The following is a 25,632-nucleotide window of genomic DNA, read 5'->3' as shown; positions in this document are numbered from 1 at the left end:
TTTGCAACCATTGACTCTTCCTCCGTGTTACTAACGTTAAGTTCTGAATGTTCTCAGAGCTTAACGCCGTGATTAGAGACATAATTAATGGATCAAGATAAAAATGTAAAGTGTTTTAATAATTTTTTACATTTTTTTTTAAATTTATTTATCTCACTGATTTCTTTTTCATTCGTGAGTCTTTTCATCTACTTCAATGCAGATGAAAGATATATCATCGCTAAGATCTTTCTTACCTCTAAAGTCTTGAATCGTTTTTAGTACAAGATCAGTAAGATCTTTTGGATTCAATTGATGATTGTTCTTTAAGAGATTTAAAAAATTCTCATCGCCGAAGATCTCTTCGTTATCATTAAACGTTTCGGTGACTCCATCGGTGAATAAAATTAATTTATCGCCCGGATAAATCGGAATCGTTAAGTGTTTGTATTCGGTTGGTAAGACGCCTAGAACTCTTTGAGTTTCCGTTCTTAACTCTACTTTTCCTCCTTTTCGAATACAAATCGGAAAGGAATGACCTGCGTTGATGTATTGAAACGTTTCTTCTTGGGAATTATATTCTCCGCAGATGAAAGTCATGAACTCGCTTCCTCTATATCGTTCGATTAGAAACGAGTTGATCACTTTGAAAATCGTAGATAAGTCCGATTTTTTTCGAATTTGATTTTGTATGATGCCTCTGATCGCGCTGACTAAGTATCCCGTTCCCAATCCGTGACCCGAAACGTCTCCTAAAGCCAACAACATCGTGTTTGAATTCAATTTTTGAATGTCTAAGTAATCTCCGGAGATTCCGACGGCGGGTATCGAAAAGAATCCGATCTTTGTTCCTTGAATCTGTCCGCCTTCCGCTACGTGGAGAGTTTTATCGATGATCGAAGCCATGTTGAGATCGCGAACGATTCTTTTTCTCTCCACTTCTTCGGCCAATAAAGCGTAATTCTGTAGAAGCATGGAAGCCATTCGAGTGCATTCCTTCAAAAAATGAAGTTCTCCGAGATTGAAGTTCTTTCTGTTGCTCTTTTCACCCACTAGAAACACGGCCAAAACCTCTTTCCCTTTGGAATAATTGAGGATAGGATATGTAAGCTGTACTCCCGAGTTGTGAAGAAATTTATAAACCGATTCTCTGATCCCGAGTCCGTACGCGAGATGTGTGGTGACAGTAACTTCCGTATTGGTCGCAAAATATTGCCAGATTTCGGAATTGGAGGAAATCCGAATGAAGTTGATGTTTTTCAGATCGGTTCTGGGAAACTTATCCGCCGGTATCAATACAAGAATTTTGGTGATGTCCAACGCTTCCGAAACTTTTTTCATAAGGCTGTTGATGGTCGCTCTCATCGAAATCGGAGCGCTGATCATTGCAGAAATCGTTTCCATAGCGGCATGTAATTTCTGGTTTCGTTTAAAACTCCACGTGTCCACGAGATTGGAAAGACGTCTATTGATGGAACTTAAAGTATAAACGCTCGAACAAAGAAAGAGAATGTTGAATTCTTGCAAATATTTATCCGCGGCGATCGGATCGAATTTGAAAAACGCTCCGAGCAAAAATAAATAACCGCCCGCTAAGATGAGAATCAGATAAATCGAAGTGAGGGAAGAACTGAATGCGATTTGAACCGGAACGATCGAATACATAAAAGTTCCGTAGATGATCAACGCGGGAAAGATCAGAAACGCGAATAAGATCATAAGTTTGGAGAAGTTCGGAGGGATCAGTTCCGAAAACTCGACCGAAACGAAAGGGAGAATGGAAATCGCGCTGAATGCCAGTATCAAACTTAACTTCTTGAATAAACTCTGGAGAGGGAACAGATTTCGTATCGAATCCAGAACGAGAAAGAAAATACAGATTACGGAGCAGAATAAGATGAAATAAACTCCGTTGGTCGCGAGTATTCCGAAAATATGAGGGTCCGCTTTTTGCGATCTGCCTACGAAACCGGCGATCAAAGAAAAGATAACCTCCGGAGCGAACCAACGCGTAGGAAGTTCCTTCCCTCTGAGTCGGAAGGAAATATTCAAAATTACGAATGCGGTAAAGTATAGAAAAAAGAAAAATAAGAAGTGAAACTCGTGAAATCCCACTAAAAAGAAATTAAACAAGCTCAAACACGATAAGGACCCGAATAATAAAAGCATATAGAGGTCTCTCGTATAAAAGAAAAACCAAATCGCCACCGAAAGATACAAGAGCGAGATCAGAATATCTCTCGTAAATTCTTTGATGACCAAGTAATAGGATTTAGGCGCTAAAATCACAGGAATCGTTTCACTGACTCCCTTGTCGTAAACGTGTATTCCGTTTTCGTAAGTTTGCCCGGACTCGGCCATCTTTACGGCGATTTCCAATTCCAGAAGATCGACTTTTTTTCCGAGAATACCGGGAAACTCTTCGCTGCTTTGGATGATCGTTCCGTTCGGATAATAATAAAACGGAGGTTTTAACGTTTCGGAAGAAGTTTGTAAAACTCCGACGAGCAAAGCGATGCTGAGTAAGATCAGGGAGATAAACAGTAAAAGTATATTTCTCACGACGGGAGCCTCAGATCGTGAATCGAAATCATGGTGCGACTCTTCCAGGTAAGGACCAAAGGATCGTTTTCTATGTTTTCTTCCACTTCCCACCCCGTCGAAAGAAGGTTTTTACCGAAATCGGAGTTTCTATGAACTTTGAAATTTTTTCCCGACGTTTTTAAGGAAACCGTATTTTCGTTTCTTCGAATGACTCCGACGAGAAGATCGTATTCCTCGTTCCAGGAAATTTCTTTGAGGTAGGATTCCACGAGACTCTTGACGTAACTCAAACTTTGAACGGATCTGGAAGTTCTCGCCGAATATAATGTTCCCAGTATATAACAAAGAACTAATACGGAAACCTGATTCGTGATTCCCAGTTTTAAAATGACGAAGTAAGTCTCGTCTCCGTCCGAATTCAGAAACTCCACGAGTTCTCCCGGTTCTCTGGAAAGAAGTTCGATCCGAATGTTTCCGATCATAGGCGGTTCCGCGGCTTCCAGGAATTTTCGGATTTTTCCGGCGGTTTCCAATTCCTTTCTGTATTTTTTATTTTCCGCAACCTGCGAGGAAAGGATATGATTGTGAACGGCGATTCCGCATTTTCCGGAAAGAAAACTCAGATCCTGTCTGACCGAATCCTTGGGAATGTTGGATACGGCTAAAAAACCGAAGAGAGTTTCTCTATAAACGAAAGGTAATATGAAATTGGCCCTGAGACTCACAAAGTCTTCGTTGATTTCGTGATTTTGATCCGGTTCTCCGATGATCGCGCCGTTTTTCTTATTCAAAATGTATTTCAAAAGTTTTGCCTTAGGGTTGATCCCGTCGTGTGTGATCACTTTTCTTTGTTTCTTTTTTGCGTACGTATAAAGTTCGAACGTTCTCAAATCGTTGTTGAGTAAGGCGAGTTTTCCGTAATTACTTTCGGACAATCGAACGAGATCGGGAAAAACGTTTTTAATCAGACCTTCGTGATCGAATTTACGATAAGCCAATCGGGAAGAACGGGGATCATCGCTCAAATATTCGGAAATCAGAATGGACTTAAGTTTGCCGCTGAGTTTTTCTTGAAGAGGGAATATGATAAAAACCGCAAATATCAAAGTGGAAAGTAAGCTTACTTCCATGTAGTACTCGATCGCCGTCGGGAACACGGAGAGAATAAAAAAATAAAACCCCAACGCGACGAGAACCGATGTCCCTTTTGCGAATAGATTAATGATTCCGGAAATGAGATAATAATCCGTTACAAGAGAACGGAATGTTTCCTTAAATCCCCGCCGGGTATCTTTACTTTCAGGTAGTGTAGTAGGCATTCTCTTCTATGTATTTTTCCGTAAAATCGCAGCCCCAAAATTTCATGGAAACCGTTCCAACATTCAATACCACATTTAAGGAAATTTCAGTATTATTTTTAAGATATTCGGAAAGCTTTTTTAAGGTTTCCGGGTTTGCTTCCTTGACCGGAAGGGTTCCGAAATGAATCTGAAGTCCTTCAAACGGAATCGGTTCGTCAAAGACCTTACCCACGGCCATCACCAACCTTCCCCAGTTCGGATCTCCGCCGTAGATTGCGGTTTTCACTAAGGGAGAATTGAGAATGGACTTGCCGATTTTTCTCGCTTGTGTTTCGTTTTTCGCGTCCGTAATCGTAAGTTCGATCAGTTTAGTGGCGCCTTCTCCGTCGATCGCGATGAGTTTCGTAAGATCGATACAGATTTCCGAAAGGGCCTTTGAAAAATCTTCGAGCGAACTTTCACCGGATAAGCCGTTGCAGAGTAGCGCAACGGTGTCGGATGTGGAAGTGTCCGAATCGATCGTTAAACAATTGAAACTCCGATCGACCGAAGATTTTAGAACGTCGTAGAGGTCGCTTCCTTCCGGAAGAGAAACGTCGGAAAGAATGTAGCAGAGCATCGTCGCCATATTCGGTTCGATCATTCCGGCTCCTTTTGCGATCCCGTAAATCGTTCCTTCTCCCGATTTCGTTTTAATTTTTCGGAAAGAAATCTTTTTTCTTGTGTCCGTCGTCATGATCGCTTCCGCGACTTCTTCCAAGTTTCCCGGTTTTAAAAGTGATTTCGCTTTTTTGCAAGCGGGGAGAATGATTTCCATTTTGAGAGGAACTCCGATCACACCTGTGGAGGAAGGAAGGACTAACGTTTCGGAGATGTCGAGAGATTCTCCGATGGTTTTGCAGATTTCTCTCGAGTTTTGAATTCCTTTCTCGCCGGTTGCAACGTTTGAATTTTTTGAGTTGATGACGATGGCTTGAAGGACGCCCGATTGAAGGTGTTCCTTTCCTACGATTACGGGAGCGCCCGGAAAGTTGTTTTTAGTGAACACGGCGGTCGCTTTACAAGGCACTTCGGAATAAATAACGCCGAAGTCTTTTGTGTCGTCTTTGATACCGATATTAATTCCAAAAGATAAAAAACCTTTAGGCATGGTCATGAATAAGATCCCTCAACGTGTCGATTGGATCTATCTTTGGAAAATTATCTCTGTCGGAAAGAAGAATTCAGGACGTTTCGGGTTGGTAACGTATTGGAATCGTGACTGAGAAAATCGTTCCACCTTCCGGATTGTCAAAAACTTTCACCGAGCCGTGATGAAGACGAACGATATGTTTTACGATGGAAAGACCGAGGCCGGTTCCGCCTTCTTTTCGGGAACGGTTCTTATCGACTCGGAAAAATCTTTCAAAAATTCTGCTTTTGTCCTCGTCTTGAATTCCGATTCCTTGATCGATCACTTGAAACTGAACCTGATCCGATTTTACTGTGAGAATTTTTAGAGTAATCGTTTTTCCTTCGGGAGAATAAGAAGACGCGTTCGAGATTAAGTTGAGAAGCATGTGTTCCAGAAGAATCCAATCCCCCGAAATCATTAAGGGTTCGGGCATCTCAACGGCGAATTTCTGACCCTTGGAAGACACGACTCCTTCGACCGTATAACTTAGATTTTCCACGAGAGATTTTAAGGAGAATTCTTCGTCTCCGGAAATTTTCGTTTGGTTTTCGATTCGAGTGATGGTGAGCATGTCTTCCACGATACGAACCATACGATCCGTGTTTCTTGAAATCGCGTCCAAAAATCTTTTCTCGTGACTTTCGGGAGAAAGACGAAGACGATCGAGTAACGTTTCGGTGTATCCCTTAATGGATGTGATCGGGGTTTTGAGTTCGTGAGAAGCGTTTTGAACGAATTGTTCTCGGATGATATGAGATTGTTTTTCTTCGGTGATGTTTCGGATCACTCCGATGTACATCAGAGTTTTACCGTTCGTTTTGAGCGGATACATTTTGATCGTGTAAAAATTTTGTCCGAGATCCAGTTCCATTTTGGAATCGCCCGATCCTTTGAGATGACTCGATACGAATTCCAAAAGTTTCGGGTTCCGAATCGCGTTCGCGACTTTTCTAGATCTCGAATTCGGTTCGATGAGAGAACCGGGAATACTTTTGTTTTGGAAAAGGATGGAAGCGTTTTCGGGATCGATCGCAAAAACTCCTTCCTTTAAGTTTTGTAAAACGGAATCGAATTTTTCTTTTTCGATCGTGAGATCCACGAATTGATTCTTAAGTCTTGTGGACATTAAGTTGATGGAAGAAGCGAGGTCCGCAAGTTCTCGTATGTCCGAAAGGGGTAATTCGGAACCGAAGTCACCCGCGTTGATTTCACCGGTTTTTTTTTCGATTCTATCCAGAGGTTCCGAAACGCTCTTTGCGATCGAGTAGGACATGTAGAAGGTCCCGAACATAGCAAAAAGAACGTAAAACGAAAACAGGAGAAATCGAAAATCGGGATGAATAAACTTCTCCGTAAAAAGAACCGCGCCCGCGGCAACGATCAGTACGAGCAAAAGCAACCAGTTGCTGAGAAGAAGTTTTGAAAATAAGCTACGCCTCATTGAATCTATAGCCGATTCCGCGTATCGTCTCGAGTCTTTCCTTTTCGTCTCCGAGTTTATCGCGCAATCTCTTAATATTTACGTCGACGGCCCTGTCCGTAACGTAAATATCTTTTCCCCAAACCCGGTCCAATAATTTGTCCCTGGTAAAGGCGACGCCGGGATTGGTCATAAAAAGATTCAGAATTTTATATTCAATCAAGGTTAAATCGACTTCGGAGTTGTTGATAAAAGCCTTATGCGCTTTCAGGTTGAGAAAGATATTTCCGATGGTGACGTTTCCTTCGAATTGTTCTTCTTCCTCTCCGTCTTTTGCTCTTCTTAAAACGGAACGTACTCTTGCGATCAGTTCTCTCGTGCTGAAGGGTTTACGAACGTAATCATCCGCGCCGAGTTCAAGTCCGAGAACGGCTTCGGTTTCTCCGGATTTGGCGGTGACCATAATGATGGGCATTGAATATTTTTCTTTGATCTTTTTGCAAAGATCCATCCCGCCGATTCCGGGAAGCATAAGATCTAAAATAACGAGGTCGGGAGTATTCTTTTCAAGTTTTGGAAGCACTTCTAATCCGTTTTGACACGTGTCAACTTGGTAGCCGTTTTCTTCGAGGTGAAATCGGATCAGTTCGGCGATATCTTCCTCGTCGTCGACGACGAGGACTTTTTGCCCTGGGTTCCCTGATTGGTTTTTCATGAGTCCTATTCTTTTTGCCGATCGCCGTTTTTTTACAAACCGATTTTCCTATTTTAGAAAATCGTAAACCGCGAACTCTTCTTCATTCGACCGGACAAAATTATAATCTTAATAGAGTTGTTGAAAAATTAATTCTCTGTCTGTTTCATTGAAACGGACGATTGGAGCAGTTTTGTTAAACGCCACTATGGAATTTTTCAACAACTCTAATATTCCAGAAATTCGTTACAATTAGAATACGAAAAAATTACAAACTACAGAAATTCGATCTTCCTCTTCAAAACTATTTTGTTATCGGCAAGGCAAAGTCGGTTTAAAACCTAACCACTCGCTAATTAAAACGCGGGAGTTCCCGATTACTCTTTATCTTCCAGTTGAGCGTTGATTTTACGAATGAGGGAACGTTGACGGAAAATCGAAAAAACCAGAAATCCGCTAAGTAACAAGGCGCCGATTAAATAGACTTCGTTCAAACTTTTCAATCTTTCGTGTTCTTCTTCGATCGCTTTGATACTTTCCAAGTGAGAAATTAAAAAGTAGAATTTATCCGCGTTGGGCCACTCTTTCTTGGATGTTTCTCGAATCTGAGTGATTAAGATCGCCGCTTCTTCTTTTTTCATCTTTTGAATGATCGGGAAGATTCGATCCAGATCGGAATCGAGATATTCTTTGGCGCTCATAACCTGTTTTGCGCTTCCTTCGCTACTGGGAGAATTTTTATCCGCCAATAGGCCGTTTGTCGAAGTGAAAGCGAAAACAATTAAAAGGGAGAGGATCGAAGTTCTAAAAGTAGCGTGAATCATTCAAAAAAGCCTAATTTGTTTTTCCATTCTTTAGTGTATGGATTTCTATAATGGACAAGGTAGATTCCGGCTAAAATAGCGAAAACACAAAAGAGAATACTACTCGTGGCTAAAATGAAAGGAAGAAGGCCGGTCTCGATCAAAAGTCCCAGATCCAAAAAAAACAAAACGGATAAAGGAGAGAATCCAAGAAAAAACAAACCGAATAAGATAATTTTAATGTGACGCACGGGAACGATGTGTAACATCACTCTACGTTTTAAGTCCGGCGGTACGGGTGTACTCTCCTGAGAATTCTGCGGCCCTTCCTCGAAGAAATGCAGTTTTTTTTCGAGTTCTGCCGGAACGCGATCGATTTCGGCGGAATGGGAATCATTCTTGTTTTTCATTGTTTAACCATTCTCTCATGATTTCCTTTCCCCTAAAAATATAACTCTTTAAAGTGTTCATTTTCAAGTTTAATTTTTTCGAAATTTCTTTGTAGGACATATTCTCAAAATAGTGGAGTGTGATCGGCTTTCGATAGAGTTCCGGTAAGTTTTTTACGAGGGTCCTGATTTTTTCGGAGCTTTCCTGTTTTAAAAGTTTCGCTTCTTGTTCGGATTCGATCTTTTTGTCTTTTTCGTTTTCCGCGAGAAAGAGAGCGTCTAGTCCAGCAATTTCCGGGTGTTCTTTGCGGTATCTTCGAATGATTTCGTTGCGAGCGATTACGAACAACCAAGTAGAAAATTGGGATTTACCTTGAAATGTGGATAAACTTTCAAAGGCCTTTAAGAAAATATCCTGAGTGAAATCTTCGGCTTCCGTTTCATTGTGAAAGGCTTTGATTGCCTGAGAATAAACCAGCCCTTGATACCGGTTCATCAGCAGTTCGAAAGAATTGAAATCGCCGTGTAAAACTTTTTGAATGCAATCCCAGTCTTCCCGGTTGCATACAATCGGTTCCCTCATCGGGACCGTGAGAATTTATAATAACAGAGTAATCCCAAGCCGGTTCCGAGAGGAACAAGTCCGCCGAGCATTGCGAGCGATTGTCCCAAAACGGAAATGAATCCGATGGAAAGCGCAATTCCGACAAAGGTAAGAATCAAACCTAAAAAGAAAGAATACGTTCTCAGATCGAAGGTTTCTTTTTTATAAAGTCCGGCTTTGATGATTTCGATCCGTTGTCTGTACCACCAATAAAAAACAAAAAACAACAACGCACAACCGAATACGATTCCAAAGATCGGAACCAAATAAAGAACCACTTTGTAGTCGGAGCCGGAATTGGAACTTTGACTTTGAAGGTGTTTCAAAATCAAATCCAGCGTTTCCAGTAGTTTTGCTTTTTCTTCCGGGTTCATCTTACGATGGCTGCCGCTTTTTCATTTTCCGCTTTGGTTTTAAAGTATGGAATTCTTTCCTCAATGCCGGGTCGGTTGATCAAAGATTGATACCATTCTTCCTCTTGAAAACTTTCTTTTAAGTATGAATTACGAATTTCCGTTTGAAATAAGTTTTTAATCGTCTTCATTGTTTTTATCTCCTTTTATGATTCCAGTATGTTTTAAAATTCAAATGACATTGTATTGAGTTTTCCGCGTAAGCGATTGAACCGGGTGTTTCCACAAACTTGCCGAGCGATTCATAAAGAGCGAAGCGAGTTTAGGTTCTTATGTCTTATTAAGATTATCGGCAGACTAAAACGATCCGCCGCATAATTTCCCGATTCTTTTCAAAGACCTAACTCCGTTTTTGAAGCTCAGATCTTATGTACTCGCGTTTTTGCGCGTTATATAAAACAGGAACTTACCCACAATTCTCAAAGGGCAAACTAGCTGAAGAAAAAAATGTCTTTTTAATTTTTTTTAGAGAATTTTCGAATGGGATCAAAAAAAGGAGGGTGGCTTAAATTGGGTTCGACTCGGGTCGCTTCTCGTTCAAAGTCCGCGAATTCCCTTAAAAAGTTTACGATAATTCTTCCCGTGGCTCCCCAGAGTAAACCTTCTTCGAGGTCGAAATAATAAATTTCGATTTCTTTTGCGCCGGATCTTCGAATTCGAATCGAATAGAACGGAGAAGTTTCGAGACGATTCAGATCCAACAGAATCGAACGTTCTACTTCGTCCGGATTTGTGTTAAACAGAAACGGGCCTTTGTAACGCGCAATGAACGGAGAAATATGAAATCCCGTAAAAGTAAAAAGTCCCCGATATTCCCCCAACACGTCCAGAACGGAACTGGATTCGCCCATTTCTTCTTCCCATTCCCTGAGCGCCGTATCCAAAAGATTTTTATCCTTTTGGGAATACGCTCCGCCGGGAAACGAAATTTGTCCGGGGTGCGCCTTAAGGTTGGAATTCCTTTTTTGAAGAATGATTCCTTGAGTGAAGTCCGGCTTTTCATAAATGGGAAGAATGACCGACGAGGCCCTTGATTTTTCTTCTCCCGTCGGCGGTTCGGGAATTCCGGTAAAACTTTCCTGAGGGACTGAAAGTCGATCTTTGAGGGATTGAAAATCAAATCTCATCTTTTAACTGCATTCAAAAGTTTGAATATTTCTATTCGAATTTTTTATTGATCGGAATGAGTCCCTTGATATTCGATTCGTAAGGTACGTTCTCCAACGCGGCCAAAATCGAAGGTCCGTAGTGAATCACTTTCCATTCCGAAAAGAGATTCATCTCTCTGAGGTCGTCGAGAGTCTTAGGATTTCTCTGCGCGAGTTCGGCGATCATTTTATTAGAAGGCATCATCTGATGGCTCATTCTTCGGATCGACATGATCGTTTCTCTCCAGATTCTCAAACGTTTAAAACGTTCCCCTTCTTCATTTGTCAGATTTTCACCCGGCTTTTTAAACAGTTCCGATTTTTGAATCGGAGGTCCGCTGGGGTTCGCATAAATCCGAAAGAGAGTTTCGGCGTCTTTTTTACCGACGATTTCGGTTAACTTGGCCATATCTCTTCTGGACTTTACGAGAAGAACTACTTTATCGTTATTGAATACTCGAAAGGGAGCCTTGTTCAACTTTCTGGATTTATCGTCTCTGAAAATCAGAGTGTCATAGATAAATCTCCTTTCGTCAGCGCTGTATTCCAAAATCTCGGGGAACTTATCCATGGAGACGGAATTTCCTTCGGCGCCGGGTTCTTCGCATGCGATCTTTTCAAACTCGGAAAGCGCCTCTTCATAGAGATTTCTCTTGGTAAGTTCTTCCTTCATCTTTTCCCAAATCGTTTCCAGATAAACCGTATCCAAAGCGGCGTATTGAAGTTGGCTTTTTTCGAGAGGTCGCTTTTCCCAGTTAGACTTCTGTTCCTTCTTGGAAAGTTTGATCTTATGATAATAATCCACAAGATAAGTTAGAGAATATTGATCGTGATCTAAAAGACGAGAACTGAATCCGGTATCCGCGATATTCTGAAATTTAAAACCGAAATCCTTTTTGAGCGCTTTGATATCGTCGATGGCGGAATGGAATATTTTTAGAATTTTTTTATCTTCAAATAAGTTTCCGAGGCCATCTAAGTTTTGTAACTTCAAAGGATCGATGATGTAATTTTTTCCTTTGGCCGAAATTTGGATCAGACAGACCTTTGAGAAATAGGTATAATAGCCCGAAGACTCCGTATCGATGGAGATGGAGTCGGCCTGACTCAAATTAATGAGAACGAGTTGTAGGCTTCGAATTGTATCTACGACTATGTAATCGGAATTTATTTGCATGAAAAACGCGACCTGAGATTTTAAGCTTAAGAAGGCAGAGAATGAGTCGAATTCCCGATAAATCCAGAGTAAGAAGACAAGCCCAGGATGACAAACCAAAAGATGAATGTGCGATTTTTGGTATATTTAATTCATCGGAAGCTTCTAATTTCACATATTTAGGTCTTTACTCGATGCAACATCGGGGTCAGGAATCGAGCGGGATCGTTTCCTCGGATGGGGAGCATCTCTATCGATACGCCGGGATGGGTTTGGTAGCCAATATCTTTACCGAAACGAAACTTAAAGAACTTCAAGGCAATTCCGCGATCGGACACAATCGTTATTCTACAACCGGTGCGAGCTTTTTAAGAAACGCCCAACCGCTTCGTGTTGAATCTCATCTCGGTGCCGTTTCTCTGGCTCATAACGGAAATTTGGTCAATTCTTGGGAGCTTAGGAGCCAACTCGAAAAGGAAGGAAGTATCTTTCAGACGACCATCGACTCGGAAGTCATCGTTCACCTAATGGCTCGTTCCGGAGAAACCGATTTCCTTTCGGCGCTTTCCACCGCTCTCAAAAAAGTGAGAGGCGCGTATTCTCTCGTAATTCTTAACAAGTCCCAGTTGATCGCGGTCCGCGATCCGAACGGGTTCCGCCCTTTGGTGATGGGCCGTCGCGAAGACGGATCGATCGTGTTCGCCTCGGAAACTTGCGCGTTCGACATTACGGATACGAAGTATGAAAGAGACGTAGAACCGGGCGAGATGGTCGTAGTCGATAAGAACGGAGTCAATTCTTACTATCCGTTTCCGAAAGCGACTCCCAGTCTTTGTATTTTTGAATATATTTATTTTGCGAGGCCCGACTCCAATATCTTCGGAGAATCCGTTTATAAGATTCGGAAGAATTTAGGGAGATTCTTAGCCAGAGAATTGCCCGTCGAAGCGGATGTTGTGATTCCGGTTCCGGATTCCGCGAACATCGCAGCCTTGGGTTACGCGGAAGAATCCGGAATTTCTTATCAGTCCGGTTTGATTCGTTCTCATTACATCGGTAGGACTTTTATCGAACCCGATCAGAAAATCCGGGACTTCGGCGCTAAGATCAAGTACAACGTGGTTCGAAACGTAGTCGAAGGAAAAAGAGTTATCGTAGTCGACGATTCCATCATGAGAGGAACGACGAGCCGAAAGATCATTAAAATGATCCGAAACGCAGGCGCCAAAGAAATTCATCTCAGAGTTTCCGCTCCTCCTACCATCTCGCCTTGTTATTACGGGATCGATATTCCGACTCACAACGAATTGATCGCCGCGACCCACACGATCGAAGAAATTCGAAAATATCTGAGAGTGGACAGCATCTCATATCTTTCGGTCGAGTCTATGAACCGCGCCGTGATGGATCATAAGGGCGGGGGATTTTGCAACGCTTGTTTTACGGCTCAATATCCGGTGGAGTTTCAGAGCGAGTTGGGAAATCAAAAAAGTCTTTTTAAAGAATACCAAGTGGAAGAAAGGGTCGTTTAATCGGAACCGATCCGTCTTTTGCTTCGCGAAGCGCGCGGTCGTGAGCCATCGGGAGCGAACGCACTTTAGTTTCTTATTCGCCCAAATTTTTTTACGCCGAACTCACGTTAAGTAATTTCGTTTTTGAAACCCTTATTATGTTTGGAAAGAAGTTCTTTAATGAGATTTTTTTCGGATCTTCCCAACATTCCTTTCTCTTCGAATATTCCCAAGATTTCCATTGTAATTTCCGGTTCTAAAGCGGATAAATCCGCAAATAAAGATTGGTGATTGAGTTTTCCCGATTTGTATTTTTCAAGTATGACGTGCGAGGATTCTATGATTTCTTGTTTTCTCAAAACCAACTCTTCCATCGTGGATAAGATTAAAAAGATTTCCGGATCGTCTTCGAACAATGCCAGAATATGCCGATAGATTCCGGGACTTTGAATCGGCAATTCGTAAATTCCGTCTTTGAGAGAAAGATAAAGTTCTTTTTCTTCTTCTACGTTCAGACCCGCTATATTTTTTAAATCGGAAACGGCATCGGGGGGAAGGACGATTAAAAATTGAGAAGCGAACTCCGGATCTTTCGCTTCCTTAAGACAATACGCTATAAAACTACATATTCTTTTTGAGGAAAGAGAAGCCCAATACGCGTTGGATTTTAAATCCAAAAAAGAAGCCGTTTTTCTTAGACGTTTTCTCTCGTCCTCGGTTTGTTGAAATATATTATATTCGTAAATTATGATTTTATAAAGTAACTTATTGCTGAACGCGTCTATTATTTCCTTGATTTTTTCCGGCTCTATGATCGAGAGAAAATATCTCAGAACCTCGAAATAAACGTCTCCTCTGGAAATAAATTCTTCCAAAACCAGAGGATGCGCTTGTAAAAACGCCGAGGCCCCGACGTTAATTCCCGCTCGGCCTTCCGCGAAGGCGGCCATTTTTTCGCCTGCGATACAGGATTGTCGAATTTCCCGACTCCATTCGTTGGGCAGCAGATTTTGTCTACAATTGGGAGGACACGATTCCCCCATGGAAATGCCGATTTTGCAACGATGTTTAATTTCTTTATACCGGCAATCTTCCACTTTTACTGGATTAAATCTCCGCAATCTCTCATTTCGGGAGCGTAAGGATTTTGAATTTTGGTTCCTTGGCTCACCCAAGTTTTATTTACCATCGGGCAATAGAACCGATTAAAAACGCCAGTTCCACCCGCAAGTTTTAGACTCTCCGCAAGGTTTTCGGAAAATAAAGAATAGGCCTGGAAAAATTTTTCGATGTCTTTGGCGTCTTGATTTTTCAAAGAATTTTGCATCTTTTCTGCCGAGCCTTTAAGCCCTCCGTTTAAAGAAGCGAGTTCTCCTATACGAGCGACTAACTTGTTTGTGTCGGGAATTTTATCTTCTTCTTTAATTAAAAAATTATGAATGGATTCGTTTTCCATGAGAATTTGTTGTAAGACGTCCTTTTCCGGTTCCGTCACAACGAGCGGAGTTTTTTTACAGGACGATAAAAAGATAAGAATACCGATGGATAAGATTAAAAATTTTTGCATTCTACAAATCTCCGATAAAAAGCGTATAAACCTAAGTCTATAATTCCTGAAAAAACCTCGGTGTAAAGTACGGAATCGTCTAAAATCTAAAAAATGCGAATCTCACGTTGATAAGCATGCCGAAACTTGTTTAGAATCCATAAAGAAGCGAAGTTGAGTTTCGTTTACTTATCAAAAACGTCAAGATGGTACTCAAATACAACATTCACTGATTTCAGTATTACGAACGTCGTGACGGATTCTTACTTCTTAGAGCTCTCAAAAGTAGCAAATCGTATCGAAATTATTCAGGATGACAAGTTAATATCATAATCCTTTCTGGTTAAGGATATTTGCCGGAACGGTATTCGGTTTTTTATGATGTTTTTTGAATGATTCTTTCAACGGAAACGGATTGCAGAACCGAGCGGGCGTCGGACTATATTGAAACTAGAAATCGAGGTTCTTACTTCATGTCGAACTTTTATACCAAACACGTTTTTGTATGCGAGAACGTGAGAGCCGAAGGGGAAAGAGTCTCTTGCGGTCGATCCGGTTCGATTCAATTACTGGCGTCTCTCAAGAAAAAAATGAAGGACCTTTCGATGGAAGGGAAGGTGAGAATTCAGAGAGCCGGTTGTCTGGATCGATGTGAACTCGGTCCCGTCCAAGTGAGTTATCCGGAAGGAAGGTGGTTTTCCTTGAAAACCGAAGAAGACGTGGATATATTCTTAAAATATTATATACAATCCGAACAAATTGAAAAAATCGAACATTTAATCATAAAGGAAAACCAATGAATCTCCCAAAAACTTACAAGGCTTTTGAACTCAGAGAATACAGCGAGAATAAGGACAGGGCTACCATCGTTGAAAAAACGATTCGCCCGTTAAAAAAAGGGGAAGTGCTGATTCGAATGCACTCCGCATCGATCAACCCTTCGGACCTGATGTTTATGAGAGGTCTTTACGGAATCAAAAAGAAACTTCCGGTGGTTCCGGGTTTTGAAGGAAGCGGAAACGTCGTCGCTTCCGGCGGCGGTCTGTACGGTTCCTATTTAAAAGGGAAGAATGTCGCGTGCACCGCATCCGGCAAAGGGGACGGAGTTTATGCGGAATATATGATCACCGATGCCTTTAGTTGTTTTCCGATCGGAAAAGATCTTTCCTTGGAACAAGGAGCCTGTCTTTTTGTGAACCCGATTACGGCGATCGCGATGGTGGAACAAGCACAAAGGGTCGGAGCCAAGGCTTTGATTCAGACGGCTGCGGCGAGCGCGTTAGGAAAAATGGTCGTAGGAATTGCGGCTCGCAAGGGAATGAAGGTAATCAATATCGTTCGTAAACCCGAACAAGAGGCCGCTTTAAAAGCGATCGGGGCGGAGTATATTTTGAATTCGGAAACTTCCAACTTCGAAAGACGGCTCCGAGTTCTTTCCAATGAACTGAGCGCCACCGTTTGTCTGGACGCGGTTGCGGGAGAGTTGACCTCCAAGGTTTTATTAGCGATGCCTTATGGAAGTCGCGCAATTGTCTACGGGGGACTTTCGGAAAAAGAGATTCCATTGCATGCAGGAATTCTGATATTCCAAGATAAAAAGTTGGAGGGATTTTGGTTGTCCACTTGGGTTCCGCAACAAAGTCCTTATAAAATCTGGAAAATTTCAAAGGAACTCAGATCCTTAGCCAAAAAAGAATTAAAGACCGATATCGCCGCGAGATTTCCGTTGGAAAAAGCGTCGGAAGCGATCGATAATTACGCGGCTAACATGACAAAGGGAAAGGTTTTGATTCAGACTTTATTTGCGGAAGGTAAGTAAGAGGTTGAAGAAGGTATCTTTTAAACTGATTCTTTTGTGCGGAGTTTGGATTTCTTCTTATTCCTGTTCGGCTCTGAAGGAAAACTACCAAGCCCTTCAGAAATGCAAATTTCAGGTTTTGTCTTTGGAAACCCAAAAAGCGGAATTGATTTCCTTTCCGCCGGTTCCGAAAATCATTTTTTTAGCGAAGGTTGAAATCGAAAATCCCAACGAAACGGACGTGACGCTTCATAAGTTCGATCTTTCTTTTTACGTACCCGACGGCTTTGAAAAAGAATCGGAACTGGCCCGCGTTCTCTCGAACGAAAAAATTGTCGTTCCCGCTCTCCGGAAAAAAATAGTCGAGTTTCAAGTGGAAACGCTCTTTGAGAAAAGGATGGACCGGAATCTTCTTCAGATCGCATTAGGAATTTTGCAAGCAAGGATGGCGGGCAAAGAACTCAATTTTTCGATCCGTGGAAGTTTCGAATACGAAACGATTTTCGGTTCCGTTCAGATTCCGGTGAACGAAAAAACTCCTTTGAAAGCGGGAAAGAAGAACGGTTTTGGAATTTGAAAAAATTCTTTGCGGTTTGATTTCAATCCTTCTTTGGTGAAACTGGTAAATAACGTGAACTCGGTATAAAAAATGCGAAAGCGGTTGCAGCCTTGTATTTCAATCCAGAGAGAAATATGATTCCGGAATTTGTGAAGTCAGTATGAAATTCCTTTTTAAGAAAATAAAGGGCCTGTCCCAAAATCTGTCGAGCGCCAATAGAAGCGAGACATTGAGTTTCGGAAATTTGCAGGAGTTCCCACGTTTTAGATGTCGGTGGATAGATGGCAGGGTTAAAATTTTATCCGTAACGACACGGAAGAGATCCAGCTTATCTTCGTTTAAAAACGTAGTAGTTCCCACATTTTTGTGTAACTCAATCTCACTCCCTACGGGTCGTGAGATAGGTTTTGGGACAGGCTCAAAATTCCATACAAAAAGAAGAACACAATTTGTGGTTCTTCTTTTGGCGTTATTTTTAAACGCAACAGGATGTTATCAGAAAAATACGGATGCGGATTTTTATACGTTTGAAGACGCAAATTCGAAACTGATCACCGCCTACGAATCCAAAGACGTGACGTGTAACACGAGTCGAAGAATCACAGCCTTTGTTCCGGGTCGCGCTCGGAAAAAAGATATTGATCTTTGTGTGAACGCGGTACTTGCCGTCAGTTGTCAATCTTGGGCTTCCACTTCCGTCGACTCCACACCTTCGACTTGTAAGACGATTGAGTTTCGATACTGAGGAAATGGATGAAACCCCCAGAATGGTTTTTTGGAATCAGTCTTTTACTTGCGGGTTTGATTTATTTGTTTCTTCTTCTGGTAAGAAGGAAGGAGAAAACCGCTCATAATTCCATCGTAAAATACTCGCTGCCTAAGGAAGATCTGAATTCCTCGATCAATCGATCCGATTCCAGAGAAAATAAGAATCCCAACACGAACATCCTGGAGGTATTCGACTATAACGGAATCAAGATCATGCACGAAAACGGAATTTATACCGTAAACACCGGCGGCGAGATCGAAGTCTACGGTTCTTGGCAAACTCTTCCTTCCCGTTATCAAAGAATGGTGAAGGAAATGGATCATCGCGCCACCGGTGAAAAAAAAGCAGGTAAGTATTACATGGAAATTTTAAACGGGGTTTACTATGTGATCTTTCCGGACGGTAAAAAACATAAATATAAACACTTTGAAGACATTCCCGAAAAGATCCGAAAAAATCTCGGTTATTGACGGACACGAGTTTTCGGATAAAATCTTCAAGCACGTTAGTCGGTATTTCCACTCTTGCCGATCTCTGTAAAGTCGGGTACCGTTGATTTTTATCGCAAAAACACCGCTTCAATGCAAAACATTAGATAATTATTATATAACTATAACTATAAGTAAAAGTCAAACGACGATCGATAGGATGGCTGAAGTTTTTCCGATTTTTAGAACTTACTCAACTCGAATCGCCCTCGGAAACGTGGGGCAGGCGGAAACACATTGACCGCAACCGGTACAATTTTTTGAAAAAACAGGTTTGTTTCCTTTGAAGTCGACGACCCCTTCCACGGGACAACTGTCCTTACAATTCGAACAAGTGGATTCTCCCGTTTTATGATTCAAACAAAATTCGAAAATCCCTTTTGCTTGGCCGAACTTCGGAGAAATATTCAAAGGAAGGAGCGCATCGTCTTTGCAGGCGTTGATACAGGGCCAATCCTTACAAAGCATACAAGCGTTGAGATTGACGTCCATTCTTGGAATGTGTTTTTCCGCGGCTTCGTCAAAAACCGGAAACAAAACGCTGTAAGGACAAGCGTAGATGCAGTCCCCGCAACCGGTACATTTCCGGAGGAATTCAGTTTCGTCTAACGCGCCCGGAGGAAGTTGAACGTTGGAGATTTTTCTTTTTCGGTTCGGTTTGATTTGTTGAGGAAGGAAAAATTCCGCTTCTTTCTTGGATTTTTTCGTTTTGGTTTTTTTAGGCGTAGGTTGACGAGAAGGGGGTTCTTCGGAAACGATTTCTTTAAAACCGGAAGCGATGTCGGCTGCGCTTTCTTCCGCAAGGTCCAACATTCTCGCGAGACCTTTTTTAAAAAAATCCTTCCGGTTCAATCTTGTTTAACTCTTTCGATTCTGGCGCCTAAGGCTCTCAAGCGGGTATCTATGTTTTCAAAACCCCGATCGATTTGTCCGATGTTATGAATGTAACTCGTTCCTTCCGCACAAAGAGCGGCGATGATCATCGCCATACCGGCGCGGATGTCGGGACTTGCCACTTTTTGTCCGTACAATCTGGAATGTCCGATGACGATCGCTCGATGCGGATCGCAAAGAATGATCTGAGCTCCCATCGCGATGATATTATCCACAAAGAATAATCTCGACTCGAACATTTTTTCATGAATCAAAACCGTTCCCTTACACTGAGTCGCCGTCACGAGCGCGACTGAAGTCATATCCGCGGGAAATCCAGGCCAGGGAGAGTCGTCTATCTTCGGAGTGGCTCCGTGATAATCGGGAATGATTTCCATCTTTTGATCGGAAGGAACCAAAATTCCGTTTTCATGCGGGCGCACTTCAATTCCAAGTTTTGAATATACCATTCGAATCATACGAATGTCTTCGAGTTCCACGTCTCGGATCATGAGTTCCCCGCCTGTGACCGCGGCCAAACTGATAAACGAACCGACTTCCAAATAATCCGATCCGATTCTGTGTTCTTTTTCGGGAGGTTTTAAGGAAGTAATCCCTTCGATCGTAAGAATGTTCGAACCGATTCCGGAAATTTTAGCTCCCGCAGAATTTAAAAAATGACAGAGTCTTTGTACGTGCGGTTCGCTCGCCGCGTGACGAAGGATCGTGGTTCCTTCCGCAAAGACCGCCGCCATTACGGCATTTTCGGTTCCGGTTACGGAAGCCTCGTCCATCAGAATATCGGTTCCTCTGAGTCGGTCGGCTTTGATTTCGTAACCGTCCGGAAAAACTTCGATACTCGCGCCTAATGCTTGTAATGCGAGAAGATGAGTGTCTAATCTTCTTCTGCCTATCTTATCTCCTCCCGGTTTGGGTAAAAAAACTCTTCCCGTTACGGCAAGGATCGGACCCGCTAAAGTGACGGCGCCTCGAATGTGAGAGCAGAGTTCTTCGGGGAGTTGATTTTTAAGATTACCGTCGTGTTTAAAAATATAAGTTCCGGGTTCTTCTTCGGTGATTTCCATACCTAAGTGACGGAGGACTTCCATGAGCATGAGTACGTCCGAGATAACCGGGATATTGCCGATACGAACGGTTCCGGGAACCATACAAACTGCGCCGAGTAAAGGTAGGGCTTCATTTTTATTTCCCTGCGGAACTACGGTTCCATGAAGCGGGGTCTTTCCAATGATCTTGAAATACGAAGAACTCATAGTGATAAGCTGTAGGATCCGGTCTTTCTGGCAAATCGAATTGTGATTCAATGTTACTTTTGAATCGCTTGTGGGCTGCTTTCAAATCCCTTTCTCGAAAATGATTGCATTCAATTGAATCAAATCGGCCTTTCTCGATGAATTCTGTTGACTTCCGATTCCAAAATGGAGATAAACGTTTTATTCATGGATAATTTACATCATCGTTTTCAAGCGTTTCAAAAAACAATTTGGTTCAACTTATTCTGTTATTTTTGGACCGGCTTTTTTTCCTTCTTAGCGTTTGCACCCATTTCATTGACTCACTTCGTGTGGATTGCGCCTTTCGGTTTTTTTTGGCTGAGTTTGAAATACCATGGAAAGTATAAAAAATTATTTTACCAAGGGCTTATCATCGGAGTCGTTTTTTATGCGATCTCCTTTCACTGGATCGTTCACATGGCGATCACGTTCGGAAATTTTCCGTATATCGTTGCGATTCTGATTCTTCTATTTGCCGGACTTTTATTCAGTTTAAAGTTTCCGATTTTTATGATGAGTTTTTCTTTTCTTTCGGGAAAGATCGGCCGTCATTCCGTATGGGTCGCGGGTTTTTGCGGGCTCGTATCCGAGTTGATCGGACCTCAGTTGTTTCCTTGGTATTGGGGAAATCTCGCGGCGGGAAATATCATCCTCGCGCAGAACGTAGAAATCACCGGGGTTTACGGGATCAGTTTTTTGGTTTTTGTGGTTTCTTATACGCTCTTCCAATCCAATCCGTGGCATTGGAAGGAAATTTTTCATTCTAAAGAAAAAACAAAACAGTATCTTCGTTTTGTTACGTTACCCGCTCTTTTACTTTTGAGCTTTATCGTTTCCGGAATCGCTCTTTATAAAAAATGGGAGAGCGTAAAACCAGTTAAATCTTTAAACGTATTGATCGTCCAACCGGACGCTCCGTTGAGTTTTAGAGACGGAAGGGAAGTCAAGGAATCGATCGAGGCTCTGATGTCTCGGATCGAAAAACTGACCGATGAAGGTGTCGCAAAAATGGGGAAAAAACCGGATCTCATCGTGTTGCCCGAGGCCGGTGTGCCGTTCTTTTCCGCGCACAATACGACGGTGACCACTGTGGCCCGCAGACTTTATTGGCATCGTTTCGATTCTTTGATGTTTCTTCTTGCCAATCGATACAAGGCGAACGTATTTTTCAACGAGATAGACGCCGGATACAAGGGCGAGCCGAGCAATCGTAATTTAAGATATTATAATAATAACGTATTGTACGATCCGAACGGAGATCGCCGGGACTCCTATCAAAAGAAATTTCTTTTGATGTTCGGCGAATACATGCCCTTCGATTTTCTCTACGAGCTCAGTCAACAAACCGGAAGATTCGAACCGGGGCTGACTCATAATCTCATTCGATATTATACTCCGCTCGACAAGGAAAAGTCGCCCAAGGGAAGGCATTTGGGTTGGGTTGATACGGAAAACTTAGGTCACGAAGCCGTTCGCGTTTACTACGAATCCGCAAAAACCGAAGTTCAGGAAACGGGTAAATTTCTTCCTTTGATTTGTTACGAGGTGATTCTTCCCGAGTTTGTCAGGGAATTTAGAACCGCCGGTAATCCCGAGTTTATCGTAAATCTTACGAATGATAAATGGTATGGAACGACAACCGAAAGCGATCAGCACATGGAACTAGGAAGATTGCGTTCGATCGAACTCCGGCGATGGATGGTGCGTTCGACGAATTCGGGCATTTCCGCAAATATCGATCATTTGGGCAGGTTCGTGGGCGGAAAAAAAACCGGTCTTATGACTGCGGAAGCGCTTTCCGAGACGATCGACGTAATCGATTCTCCGCCTACGTTTTATACCCAGTACGGAAATCTGATTCCTTGGTTAATGCTTGTTTTGACCGGACTTTATTATCTGAATCTTTTGATCGGAATTCGGAAAGGGAAGAAGGTTAAGATTGCCTGATTGAAAGATTCTTTTAGGAAAAATTGGTTTGAATCTGTTCGTATTTTGTTTAAACGAACGTCAATCGGGTTAATTAGAATTATGGAATTTTCAAAAACTATCATATTGAATGTAAATGAAATTCTTATTTTTATTCTTATTGCTCATTCAAATTTCCTCTAAGAATTTACTGTCGGAGACAAAGGGTGTTCTTACGATCGAAAAATTACCGGACTCGGAACACTTTATAGACGAAGGCAAGGGCGCCGCTGTCTATGAGGACAATCATTCGGACGGCGATCTTAAAAGTGGAATTCAAAAAGAATATAAGGCTTATCTAATCATCAATGAAAAAAAATATTCATTGGATCAAAAGAAAAACATAGTAATCAAGGATCTAAATCTGCGAAAAAGACATACTTTCAAAGAAGTTACGAAAGAAGGTATCGCGGTTACTTCCTTCTTCTTTTCTTTTCCGAGAGGAACTCGAAAATTAAAATTGCGTTATTATCCCTTTTATGGCAATTGGGGTTTCGCCCCATAGGGTTTGTTTTGAAGGAAATTTGGATCTAAAAAGAAGAACGGATGTTTTTACTATAAACTAACAAATGTTAAATAAAGTTCATTCCGGTAAAATATCCTTAGCAAAAATGTTTTTGGCGGGGCTTATAAATTGGATTGGAAAGGCAGTTCCAAAAGAAAGCGATTTAGCGGGAAAACGAATTTTGAGACTTCATATAAAAACAATCCATGAGACCGGATTGGATGGAAGTATATTAGGGTATAGAAATTTATGTTTAGATAATATAGAACCCAATTTTTTTTAGATCTCAAGACGGTTATCAACTAGGTACTTCTAAATTGATGAAAGGATATAAAGAAATCCGAACCTTGGCAAAAGATGAATCGGATCTTTATCCAACTTTTTCAACTTGGGGTTATGGTTTGATTCACGATCTGGCGGAAGAATTAATTTCCGAAGGAATCTAAAAGGCTCGTTTCGTATTCTTTTTTAAACCAACCAAGTTTCCTTAATATATTATGTGCTTTGTCATTATTAGCAATTTTTTTTAAAAGGGCGGGATCGGTAGCGATTCCGCCTTTTTTTATTTCTTCTTGAATATATATTTTATTGAATATACGTTTTGGAAATATTCTAAATTCATTTTTGGAATAGCTTCTAAAAAATTTACTCAAAGCGTAAAAAGGAAAATGACTTCGAATACGAAAATTGTTCTCTAAACCTTGAAAATGTTCGCAGCAAATTGTATGAGTTCCCACCGTTAGTCGCATTGTGTGATTATAAGAGATTTTTCTTACGCCGAACTTACGTAAGAGTTCCTACATTACATAAGTAAACCTTTATACTTACTACTCTGATTTTTAAAGACTAAAAATATAGAAGTTGTTGTATTTCGATTTTATTTTTTACGGAAAAATTAACTTTTAGGAAACGAATTCCTATTTCAAAGTCACGTTAGCCGAAATTTAAACTTACAAAAAGGAGTTTTATTTTGATTCGAGTACAAAAATATTTTTATTTGCCTTGTTCATGAAAAAAATGAACTTACATTTGTTAGATTATCGCAAATGCGAGAAGTATGAATCTTTTATGTTTTTTTATGGTCAATAGTGCCAACGGATTAGATTCAGAATTTCTCGTAATTTTAGGAGTAAATAAACGATTATGAGAATCAAAAATAAATTTGCGATTCTATCGGCTTTCACGCTGGTATTTGTCGCGTGTTTGAATAAGTCATCTGGTGACAATACGGTTTTAAGCGGATTACTTTCGCTTATCTCTAACGAGCAGGGATGTGTCGGATTGGATTGTACGAAAAATCGTACAACACTGGCGGCGGATCGGATTGCGAGCGGTAATCAGCTTCAGAGCGGACAAGGTCTACAATCTGCTTTTCCACAAGGCATGACTCCGTATATCTTTACAACATCTTCTTCCGGTGTTGTCCACAATGGAAATTTTGGAGGAATTTCTGGAGCGGATGCGTTTTGTCAGAACAATATTCCTTCGAATATTTCAAATAACAGAATATTCAAGGCAATGCTAACGGACGGAGTCAATCGAGTAGCGACTACAATAGGCCCTAACTCCGCGGATGGACAAGTAAACTGGGTGTTCCAACCGAATCAACAGTATCGAAGAGCCGAGGACGGTGCGATCGTAATGACTACGAATAGTTCCGGTATGTTTGATTTTGCGAACGGCGCAAGACTGGAAAATTCGTTTGCACTTAAGGGCGAGTCTGGTCAGTGGACCGGCTTAAATTCGGATTGGACAGTTTGGAAATCTGGAAGTTTACCGATTACTTGTAGCTCCTGGAATAGTTCGACTCTCACTCTTTATGGATCGTTTGGGAGTTCGACTAGTACGGACTCAGACATTCTTGCAGCTAGGACTTCGACGGGAGGAAACTTTACGTCATCTTGTTCCAGTACTCGCACAGCCTATGGTCGATATAATTTAGGTCTGGTTTGTGTGGAGCAGTGAGTAACAAAATCGAATGATGGTTTTAGAATATTCTATTTTGTAGAAATATCACACGATCCAATTTAGAAAAGTAATTTGAATGGCGGGATAAGAAACGATCCCGCTATTTTTATTTCTTCTATGTATTTACATTTTTTTGAATATATCTTTTGAAAACGGGCTTAGGCTTTGGTTTGAGAATGTTGTCAATCAATTGCGGTAGTTTTCACGTACTAGGAATCAGTGGATAGAGATCAGATGTCAGATGTCAGGGTTAAAATTTTTCCGTTTTATCTATTATGGTACGGAAGAGATCCGGGTTTCATCGTTCGTTTAAAAATGTGGTAGTTTCCACGGGTCGTGAGAAATGTTTTAGGACAAACTCTGATATGGCGCACCCAACCGAGCCGTAAATATTTTTTCGCATTTTTATCATCAAATAGTTTAACTCGTTAGAGAAAAGCATTCGCGACGATTGATCAGACTGATATTCGCGGGTTGGATACCGCAGGATAATCTATACATCGGGAGCTGTTCTTAGTCTAAAAACGAAGGTCAAATTTGAAATTCAAATTTGCTTCAACACTGAGTCAACAAGTATTCCTCCTTTATCGTACATCTTCTCTAACGAATAAAACCATTTGATGAAACATTATTCTAACTCTAAGCTACTAGATTCATCGCTGCCCAAAGAAAACCGGATAGCTCTCGTGAGACTGCCGTTATCATTACTTGAGGTGTTTTTCCTCTTTGC

General features: G+C 41.5%; 24 protein-coding genes and 2 pseudogenes. 10 read left to right on the top strand and 16 right to left on the bottom strand.

Annotation, left to right across the window (positions count from 1 at the left end; all coding sequences use genetic code 11):
- Window positions 1-168: 168 nt before the first annotated feature.
- The 12 genes from LEP1GSC194_RS18590 to LEP1GSC194_RS18540 all read right to left on the bottom strand — a co-directional run bounded on the left by LEP1GSC194_RS18590 (window position 169) and on the right by LEP1GSC194_RS18540 (window position 11,646).
- Window positions 169-2,541: a PP2C family protein-serine/threonine phosphatase gene (locus tag LEP1GSC194_RS18590; RefSeq protein WP_020775024.1), complete on the bottom strand. Its 2,373-nt coding sequence runs from the start codon at window positions 2,539-2,541 to the stop codon at window positions 169-171.
- Window positions 2,538-3,842 carry a hypothetical protein gene (locus LEP1GSC194_RS18585; RefSeq protein WP_020775065.1) on the bottom strand — a complete coding sequence of 435 codons (1,305 nt, stop codon included), beginning with the start codon at window positions 3,840-3,842 and terminating at the stop codon, window positions 2,538-2,540. The genes LEP1GSC194_RS18590 and LEP1GSC194_RS18585 overlap by 4 nt, the downstream gene beginning before the upstream one ends.
- Window positions 3,823-4,974, bottom strand: coding sequence for a bifunctional glutamate N-acetyltransferase/amino-acid acetyltransferase ArgJ (argJ, locus tag LEP1GSC194_RS18580; protein WP_036043764.1), 1,152 nt, complete (start codon window positions 4,972-4,974; stop codon window positions 3,823-3,825). Before argJ ends, LEP1GSC194_RS18585 begins: the two co-directional genes overlap by 20 nt.
- Window positions 4,975-5,047: 73 nt before the next feature.
- Complete coding sequence (locus LEP1GSC194_RS18575; RefSeq protein ID WP_020775040.1) at window positions 5,048-6,439, bottom strand: HAMP domain-containing sensor histidine kinase; 1,392 nt, start codon at window positions 6,437-6,439, stop codon at window positions 5,048-5,050.
- Window positions 6,429-7,133, bottom strand: a complete 705-nt coding sequence (locus tag LEP1GSC194_RS18570; RefSeq protein ID WP_020775020.1) for a response regulator — start codon at window positions 7,131-7,133, stop codon at window positions 6,429-6,431. Before LEP1GSC194_RS18570 ends, LEP1GSC194_RS18575 begins: the two co-directional genes overlap by 11 nt.
- A 356-nt stretch (window positions 7,134-7,489) precedes the next feature.
- Entirely contained in the window at window positions 7,490-7,936 is a 447-nt protein-coding gene (locus LEP1GSC194_RS18565) for a hypothetical protein (RefSeq protein WP_020775030.1), read from the bottom strand.
- Window positions 7,933-8,325: a hypothetical protein gene (locus tag LEP1GSC194_RS18560; RefSeq protein WP_020775059.1), complete on the bottom strand. Its 393-nt coding sequence runs from the start codon at window positions 8,323-8,325 to the stop codon at window positions 7,933-7,935. The genes LEP1GSC194_RS18565 and LEP1GSC194_RS18560 overlap by 4 nt, the downstream gene beginning before the upstream one ends.
- Window positions 8,309-8,887 (bottom strand): RNA polymerase sigma factor, encoded by a 579-nt coding sequence (locus LEP1GSC194_RS18555; protein ID WP_020775037.1) that lies wholly within the window; start codon window positions 8,885-8,887, stop codon window positions 8,309-8,311. Before LEP1GSC194_RS18555 ends, LEP1GSC194_RS18560 begins: the two co-directional genes overlap by 17 nt.
- Window positions 8,884-9,282, bottom strand: a complete 399-nt coding sequence (locus LEP1GSC194_RS18550; RefSeq protein ID WP_020775050.1) for a hypothetical protein — start codon at window positions 9,280-9,282, stop codon at window positions 8,884-8,886. Before LEP1GSC194_RS18550 ends, LEP1GSC194_RS18555 begins: the two co-directional genes overlap by 4 nt.
- Complete coding sequence (locus LEP1GSC194_RS22065) at window positions 9,279-9,452, bottom strand: LIMLP_16695 family PerRB-regulated protein (protein WP_020775070.1); 174 nt, start codon at window positions 9,450-9,452, stop codon at window positions 9,279-9,281. The genes LEP1GSC194_RS18550 and LEP1GSC194_RS22065 overlap by 4 nt, the downstream gene beginning before the upstream one ends.
- Window positions 9,453-9,776: 324 nt before the next feature.
- Window positions 9,777-10,448: an NUDIX hydrolase gene (locus LEP1GSC194_RS18545; protein ID WP_020775026.1), complete on the bottom strand. Its 672-nt coding sequence runs from the start codon at window positions 10,446-10,448 to the stop codon at window positions 9,777-9,779.
- A 31-nt stretch (window positions 10,449-10,479) separates the two neighbouring features.
- A complete protein-coding gene (locus tag LEP1GSC194_RS18540) occupies window positions 10,480-11,646 on the bottom strand; it encodes a ribonuclease D (protein WP_036043763.1) in 1,167 nt (388 codons plus the stop codon).
- Between the two features lie 41 nt (window positions 11,647-11,687).
- On the opposite strand from LEP1GSC194_RS18540, the gene purF reads away from it, so the two are divergent.
- The gene (gene purF, locus LEP1GSC194_RS18535) at window positions 11,688-13,157 is read left to right on the top strand and encodes an amidophosphoribosyltransferase (RefSeq protein WP_036043762.1); all 1,470 of its coding nucleotides are present in this window, start codon (window positions 11,688-11,690) and stop codon (window positions 13,155-13,157) included.
- Between the two features lie 107 nt (window positions 13,158-13,264).
- On the opposite strand, the gene LEP1GSC194_RS18530 is transcribed toward purF, so the two are convergent.
- Window positions 13,265-14,179 carry a hypothetical protein gene (locus tag LEP1GSC194_RS18530; protein WP_021064539.1) on the bottom strand — a complete coding sequence of 305 codons (915 nt, stop codon included), beginning with the start codon at window positions 14,177-14,179 and terminating at the stop codon, window positions 13,265-13,267.
- Window positions 14,180-14,235: 56 nt separating this feature from the next.
- Window positions 14,236-14,703, bottom strand: coding sequence for an LIC13259/LIC11441 family protein (locus LEP1GSC194_RS18525; protein WP_020775034.1), 468 nt, complete (start codon window positions 14,701-14,703; stop codon window positions 14,236-14,238).
- Window positions 14,704-15,155: 452 nt separating this feature from the next.
- On the opposite strand from LEP1GSC194_RS18525, the gene LEP1GSC194_RS18520 reads away from it, so the two are divergent.
- From LEP1GSC194_RS18520 to LEP1GSC194_RS18500, 5 genes are all read left to right on the top strand, one after another.
- Window positions 15,156-15,482, top strand: a complete 327-nt coding sequence (locus LEP1GSC194_RS18520) for a (2Fe-2S) ferredoxin domain-containing protein (protein WP_020775072.1) — start codon at window positions 15,156-15,158, stop codon at window positions 15,480-15,482.
- Window positions 15,479-16,501, top strand: coding sequence for a zinc-binding dehydrogenase (locus LEP1GSC194_RS18515; RefSeq protein ID WP_020775021.1), 1,023 nt, complete (start codon window positions 15,479-15,481; stop codon window positions 16,499-16,501). The genes LEP1GSC194_RS18520 and LEP1GSC194_RS18515 overlap by 4 nt, the downstream gene beginning before the upstream one ends.
- Before the next feature lie 4 nt (window positions 16,502-16,505).
- The gene (locus LEP1GSC194_RS18510; protein ID WP_020775055.1) at window positions 16,506-17,057 is read left to right on the top strand and encodes an NDR1/HIN1-like protein; all 552 of its coding nucleotides are present in this window, start codon (window positions 16,506-16,508) and stop codon (window positions 17,055-17,057) included.
- A gap of 433 nt (window positions 17,058-17,490) precedes the next feature.
- Window positions 17,491-17,784 (top strand): LIC13255 family lipoprotein, encoded by a 294-nt coding sequence (locus LEP1GSC194_RS18505; protein ID WP_020775032.1) that lies wholly within the window; start codon window positions 17,491-17,493, stop codon window positions 17,782-17,784.
- Between the two features lie 8 nt (window positions 17,785-17,792).
- A complete protein-coding gene (locus LEP1GSC194_RS18500) occupies window positions 17,793-18,278 on the top strand; it encodes a hypothetical protein (protein WP_020775063.1) in 486 nt (161 codons plus the stop codon).
- 207 nt (window positions 18,279-18,485) lie between these two features.
- Here LEP1GSC194_RS18500 and LEP1GSC194_RS18495 read toward each other — a convergent pair whose 3' ends face one another.
- Window positions 18,486-19,148 (bottom strand): 4Fe-4S dicluster domain-containing protein, encoded by a 663-nt coding sequence (locus LEP1GSC194_RS18495; protein ID WP_020775064.1) that lies wholly within the window; start codon window positions 19,146-19,148, stop codon window positions 18,486-18,488.
- Window positions 19,145-20,443, bottom strand: coding sequence for a UDP-N-acetylglucosamine 1-carboxyvinyltransferase (gene murA / locus LEP1GSC194_RS18490; protein ID WP_020775046.1), 1,299 nt, complete (start codon window positions 20,441-20,443; stop codon window positions 19,145-19,147). The genes LEP1GSC194_RS18495 and murA overlap by 4 nt, the downstream gene beginning before the upstream one ends.
- A 186-nt stretch (window positions 20,444-20,629) precedes the next feature.
- Between murA and LEP1GSC194_RS18485 the strand changes: the two genes are divergently transcribed.
- The 4 genes and pseudogenes from LEP1GSC194_RS18485 to lenF form a co-directional block, all read left to right on the top strand.
- Window positions 20,630-22,411: an apolipoprotein N-acyltransferase gene (locus LEP1GSC194_RS18485; RefSeq protein WP_036043771.1), complete on the top strand. Its 1,782-nt coding sequence runs from the start codon at window positions 20,630-20,632 to the stop codon at window positions 22,409-22,411.
- A gap of 115 nt (window positions 22,412-22,526) precedes the next feature.
- Window positions 22,527-22,934, top strand: coding sequence for a hypothetical protein (locus LEP1GSC194_RS23295; RefSeq protein ID WP_020775058.1), 408 nt, complete (start codon window positions 22,527-22,529; stop codon window positions 22,932-22,934).
- 103 nt (window positions 22,935-23,037) lie between these two features.
- Window positions 23,038-23,380 (top strand): annotated as a pseudogene (locus LEP1GSC194_RS18475) (immunity 26/phosphotriesterase HocA family protein); the annotation flags it as partial.
- A 697-nt stretch (window positions 23,381-24,077) separates the two neighbouring features.
- A pseudogene (gene lenF, locus LEP1GSC194_RS18465) lies at window positions 24,078-24,896 on the top strand (endostatin-like outer membrane lipoprotein LenF); the annotation flags it as partial.
- Between the last annotated feature and the right edge of the window lie 736 nt (window positions 24,897-25,632).

The sequence above is a fragment of the Leptospira alstonii serovar Sichuan str. 79601 genome (assembly GCF_000347175.1).
GTDB lineage: Bacteria > Spirochaetota > Leptospiria > Leptospirales > Leptospiraceae > Leptospira > Leptospira alstonii.
Note: the sequence above shows the minus strand (reverse complement) of the source record. Positions and strands in the feature narration are given on the sequence as shown.

Bases quoted from the DNA above. Each gene is read 5' to 3' on its own strand.
- LEP1GSC194_RS18585 (WP_020775065.1), bottom strand. From the start codon at position 3,842: ATGCCTACTACACTACCTGAAAGTAAAGATACCCGGCGGGGATTTAAG.
- argJ (WP_036043764.1), bottom strand. From the start codon at position 4,974: ATGCCTAAAGGTTTTTTATCTTTTGGAATTAATATCGGTATCAAAGAC.
- LEP1GSC194_RS18575 (WP_020775040.1), bottom strand. From the start codon at position 6,439: ATGAGGCGTAGCTTATTTTCAAAACTTCTTCTCAGCAACTGGTTGCTT.
- LEP1GSC194_RS18570 (WP_020775020.1), bottom strand. From the start codon at position 7,133: ATGAAAAACCAATCAGGGAACCCAGGGCAAAAAGTCCTCGTCGTCGAC.
- LEP1GSC194_RS18565 (WP_020775030.1), bottom strand. From the start codon at position 7,936: ATGATTCACGCTACTTTTAGAACTTCGATCCTCTCCCTTTTAATTGTT.
- LEP1GSC194_RS18560 (WP_020775059.1), bottom strand. From the start codon at position 8,325: ATGAAAAACAAGAATGATTCCCATTCCGCCGAAATCGATCGCGTTCCG.
- LEP1GSC194_RS18555 (WP_020775037.1), bottom strand. From the start codon at position 8,887: ATGAGGGAACCGATTGTATGCAACCGGGAAGACTGGGATTGCATTCAA.
- LEP1GSC194_RS18550 (WP_020775050.1), bottom strand. From the start codon at position 9,282: ATGAACCCGGAAGAAAAAGCAAAACTACTGGAAACGCTGGATTTGATT.
- LEP1GSC194_RS22065 (WP_020775070.1), bottom strand. From the start codon at position 9,452: ATGAAGACGATTAAAAACTTATTTCAAACGGAAATTCGTAATTCATAC.
- LEP1GSC194_RS18545 (WP_020775026.1), bottom strand. From the start codon at position 10,448: ATGAGATTTGATTTTCAATCCCTCAAAGATCGACTTTCAGTCCCTCAG.
- LEP1GSC194_RS18540 (WP_036043763.1), bottom strand. From the start codon at position 11,646: ATGCAAATAAATTCCGATTACATAGTCGTAGATACAATTCGAAGCCTA.
- purF (WP_036043762.1), top strand. From the start codon at position 11,688: ATGAGTCGAATTCCCGATAAATCCAGAGTAAGAAGACAAGCCCAGGAT.
- LEP1GSC194_RS18530 (WP_021064539.1), bottom strand. From the start codon at position 14,179: ATGGGGGAATCGTGTCCTCCCAATTGTAGACAAAATCTGCTGCCCAAC.
- LEP1GSC194_RS18525 (WP_020775034.1), bottom strand. From the start codon at position 14,703: ATGCAAAAATTTTTAATCTTATCCATCGGTATTCTTATCTTTTTATCG.
- LEP1GSC194_RS18520 (WP_020775072.1), top strand. From the start codon at position 15,156: ATGTCGAACTTTTATACCAAACACGTTTTTGTATGCGAGAACGTGAGA.
- LEP1GSC194_RS18515 (WP_020775021.1), top strand. From the start codon at position 15,479: ATGAATCTCCCAAAAACTTACAAGGCTTTTGAACTCAGAGAATACAGC.
- LEP1GSC194_RS18500 (WP_020775063.1), top strand. From the start codon at position 17,793: ATGAAACCCCCAGAATGGTTTTTTGGAATCAGTCTTTTACTTGCGGGT.
- murA (WP_020775046.1), bottom strand. From the start codon at position 20,443: ATGAGTTCTTCGTATTTCAAGATCATTGGAAAGACCCCGCTTCATGGA.
- LEP1GSC194_RS18485 (WP_036043771.1), top strand. From the start codon at position 20,630: ATGGATAATTTACATCATCGTTTTCAAGCGTTTCAAAAAACAATTTGG.
- LEP1GSC194_RS23295 (WP_020775058.1), top strand. From the start codon at position 22,527: ATGAAATTCTTATTTTTATTCTTATTGCTCATTCAAATTTCCTCTAAG.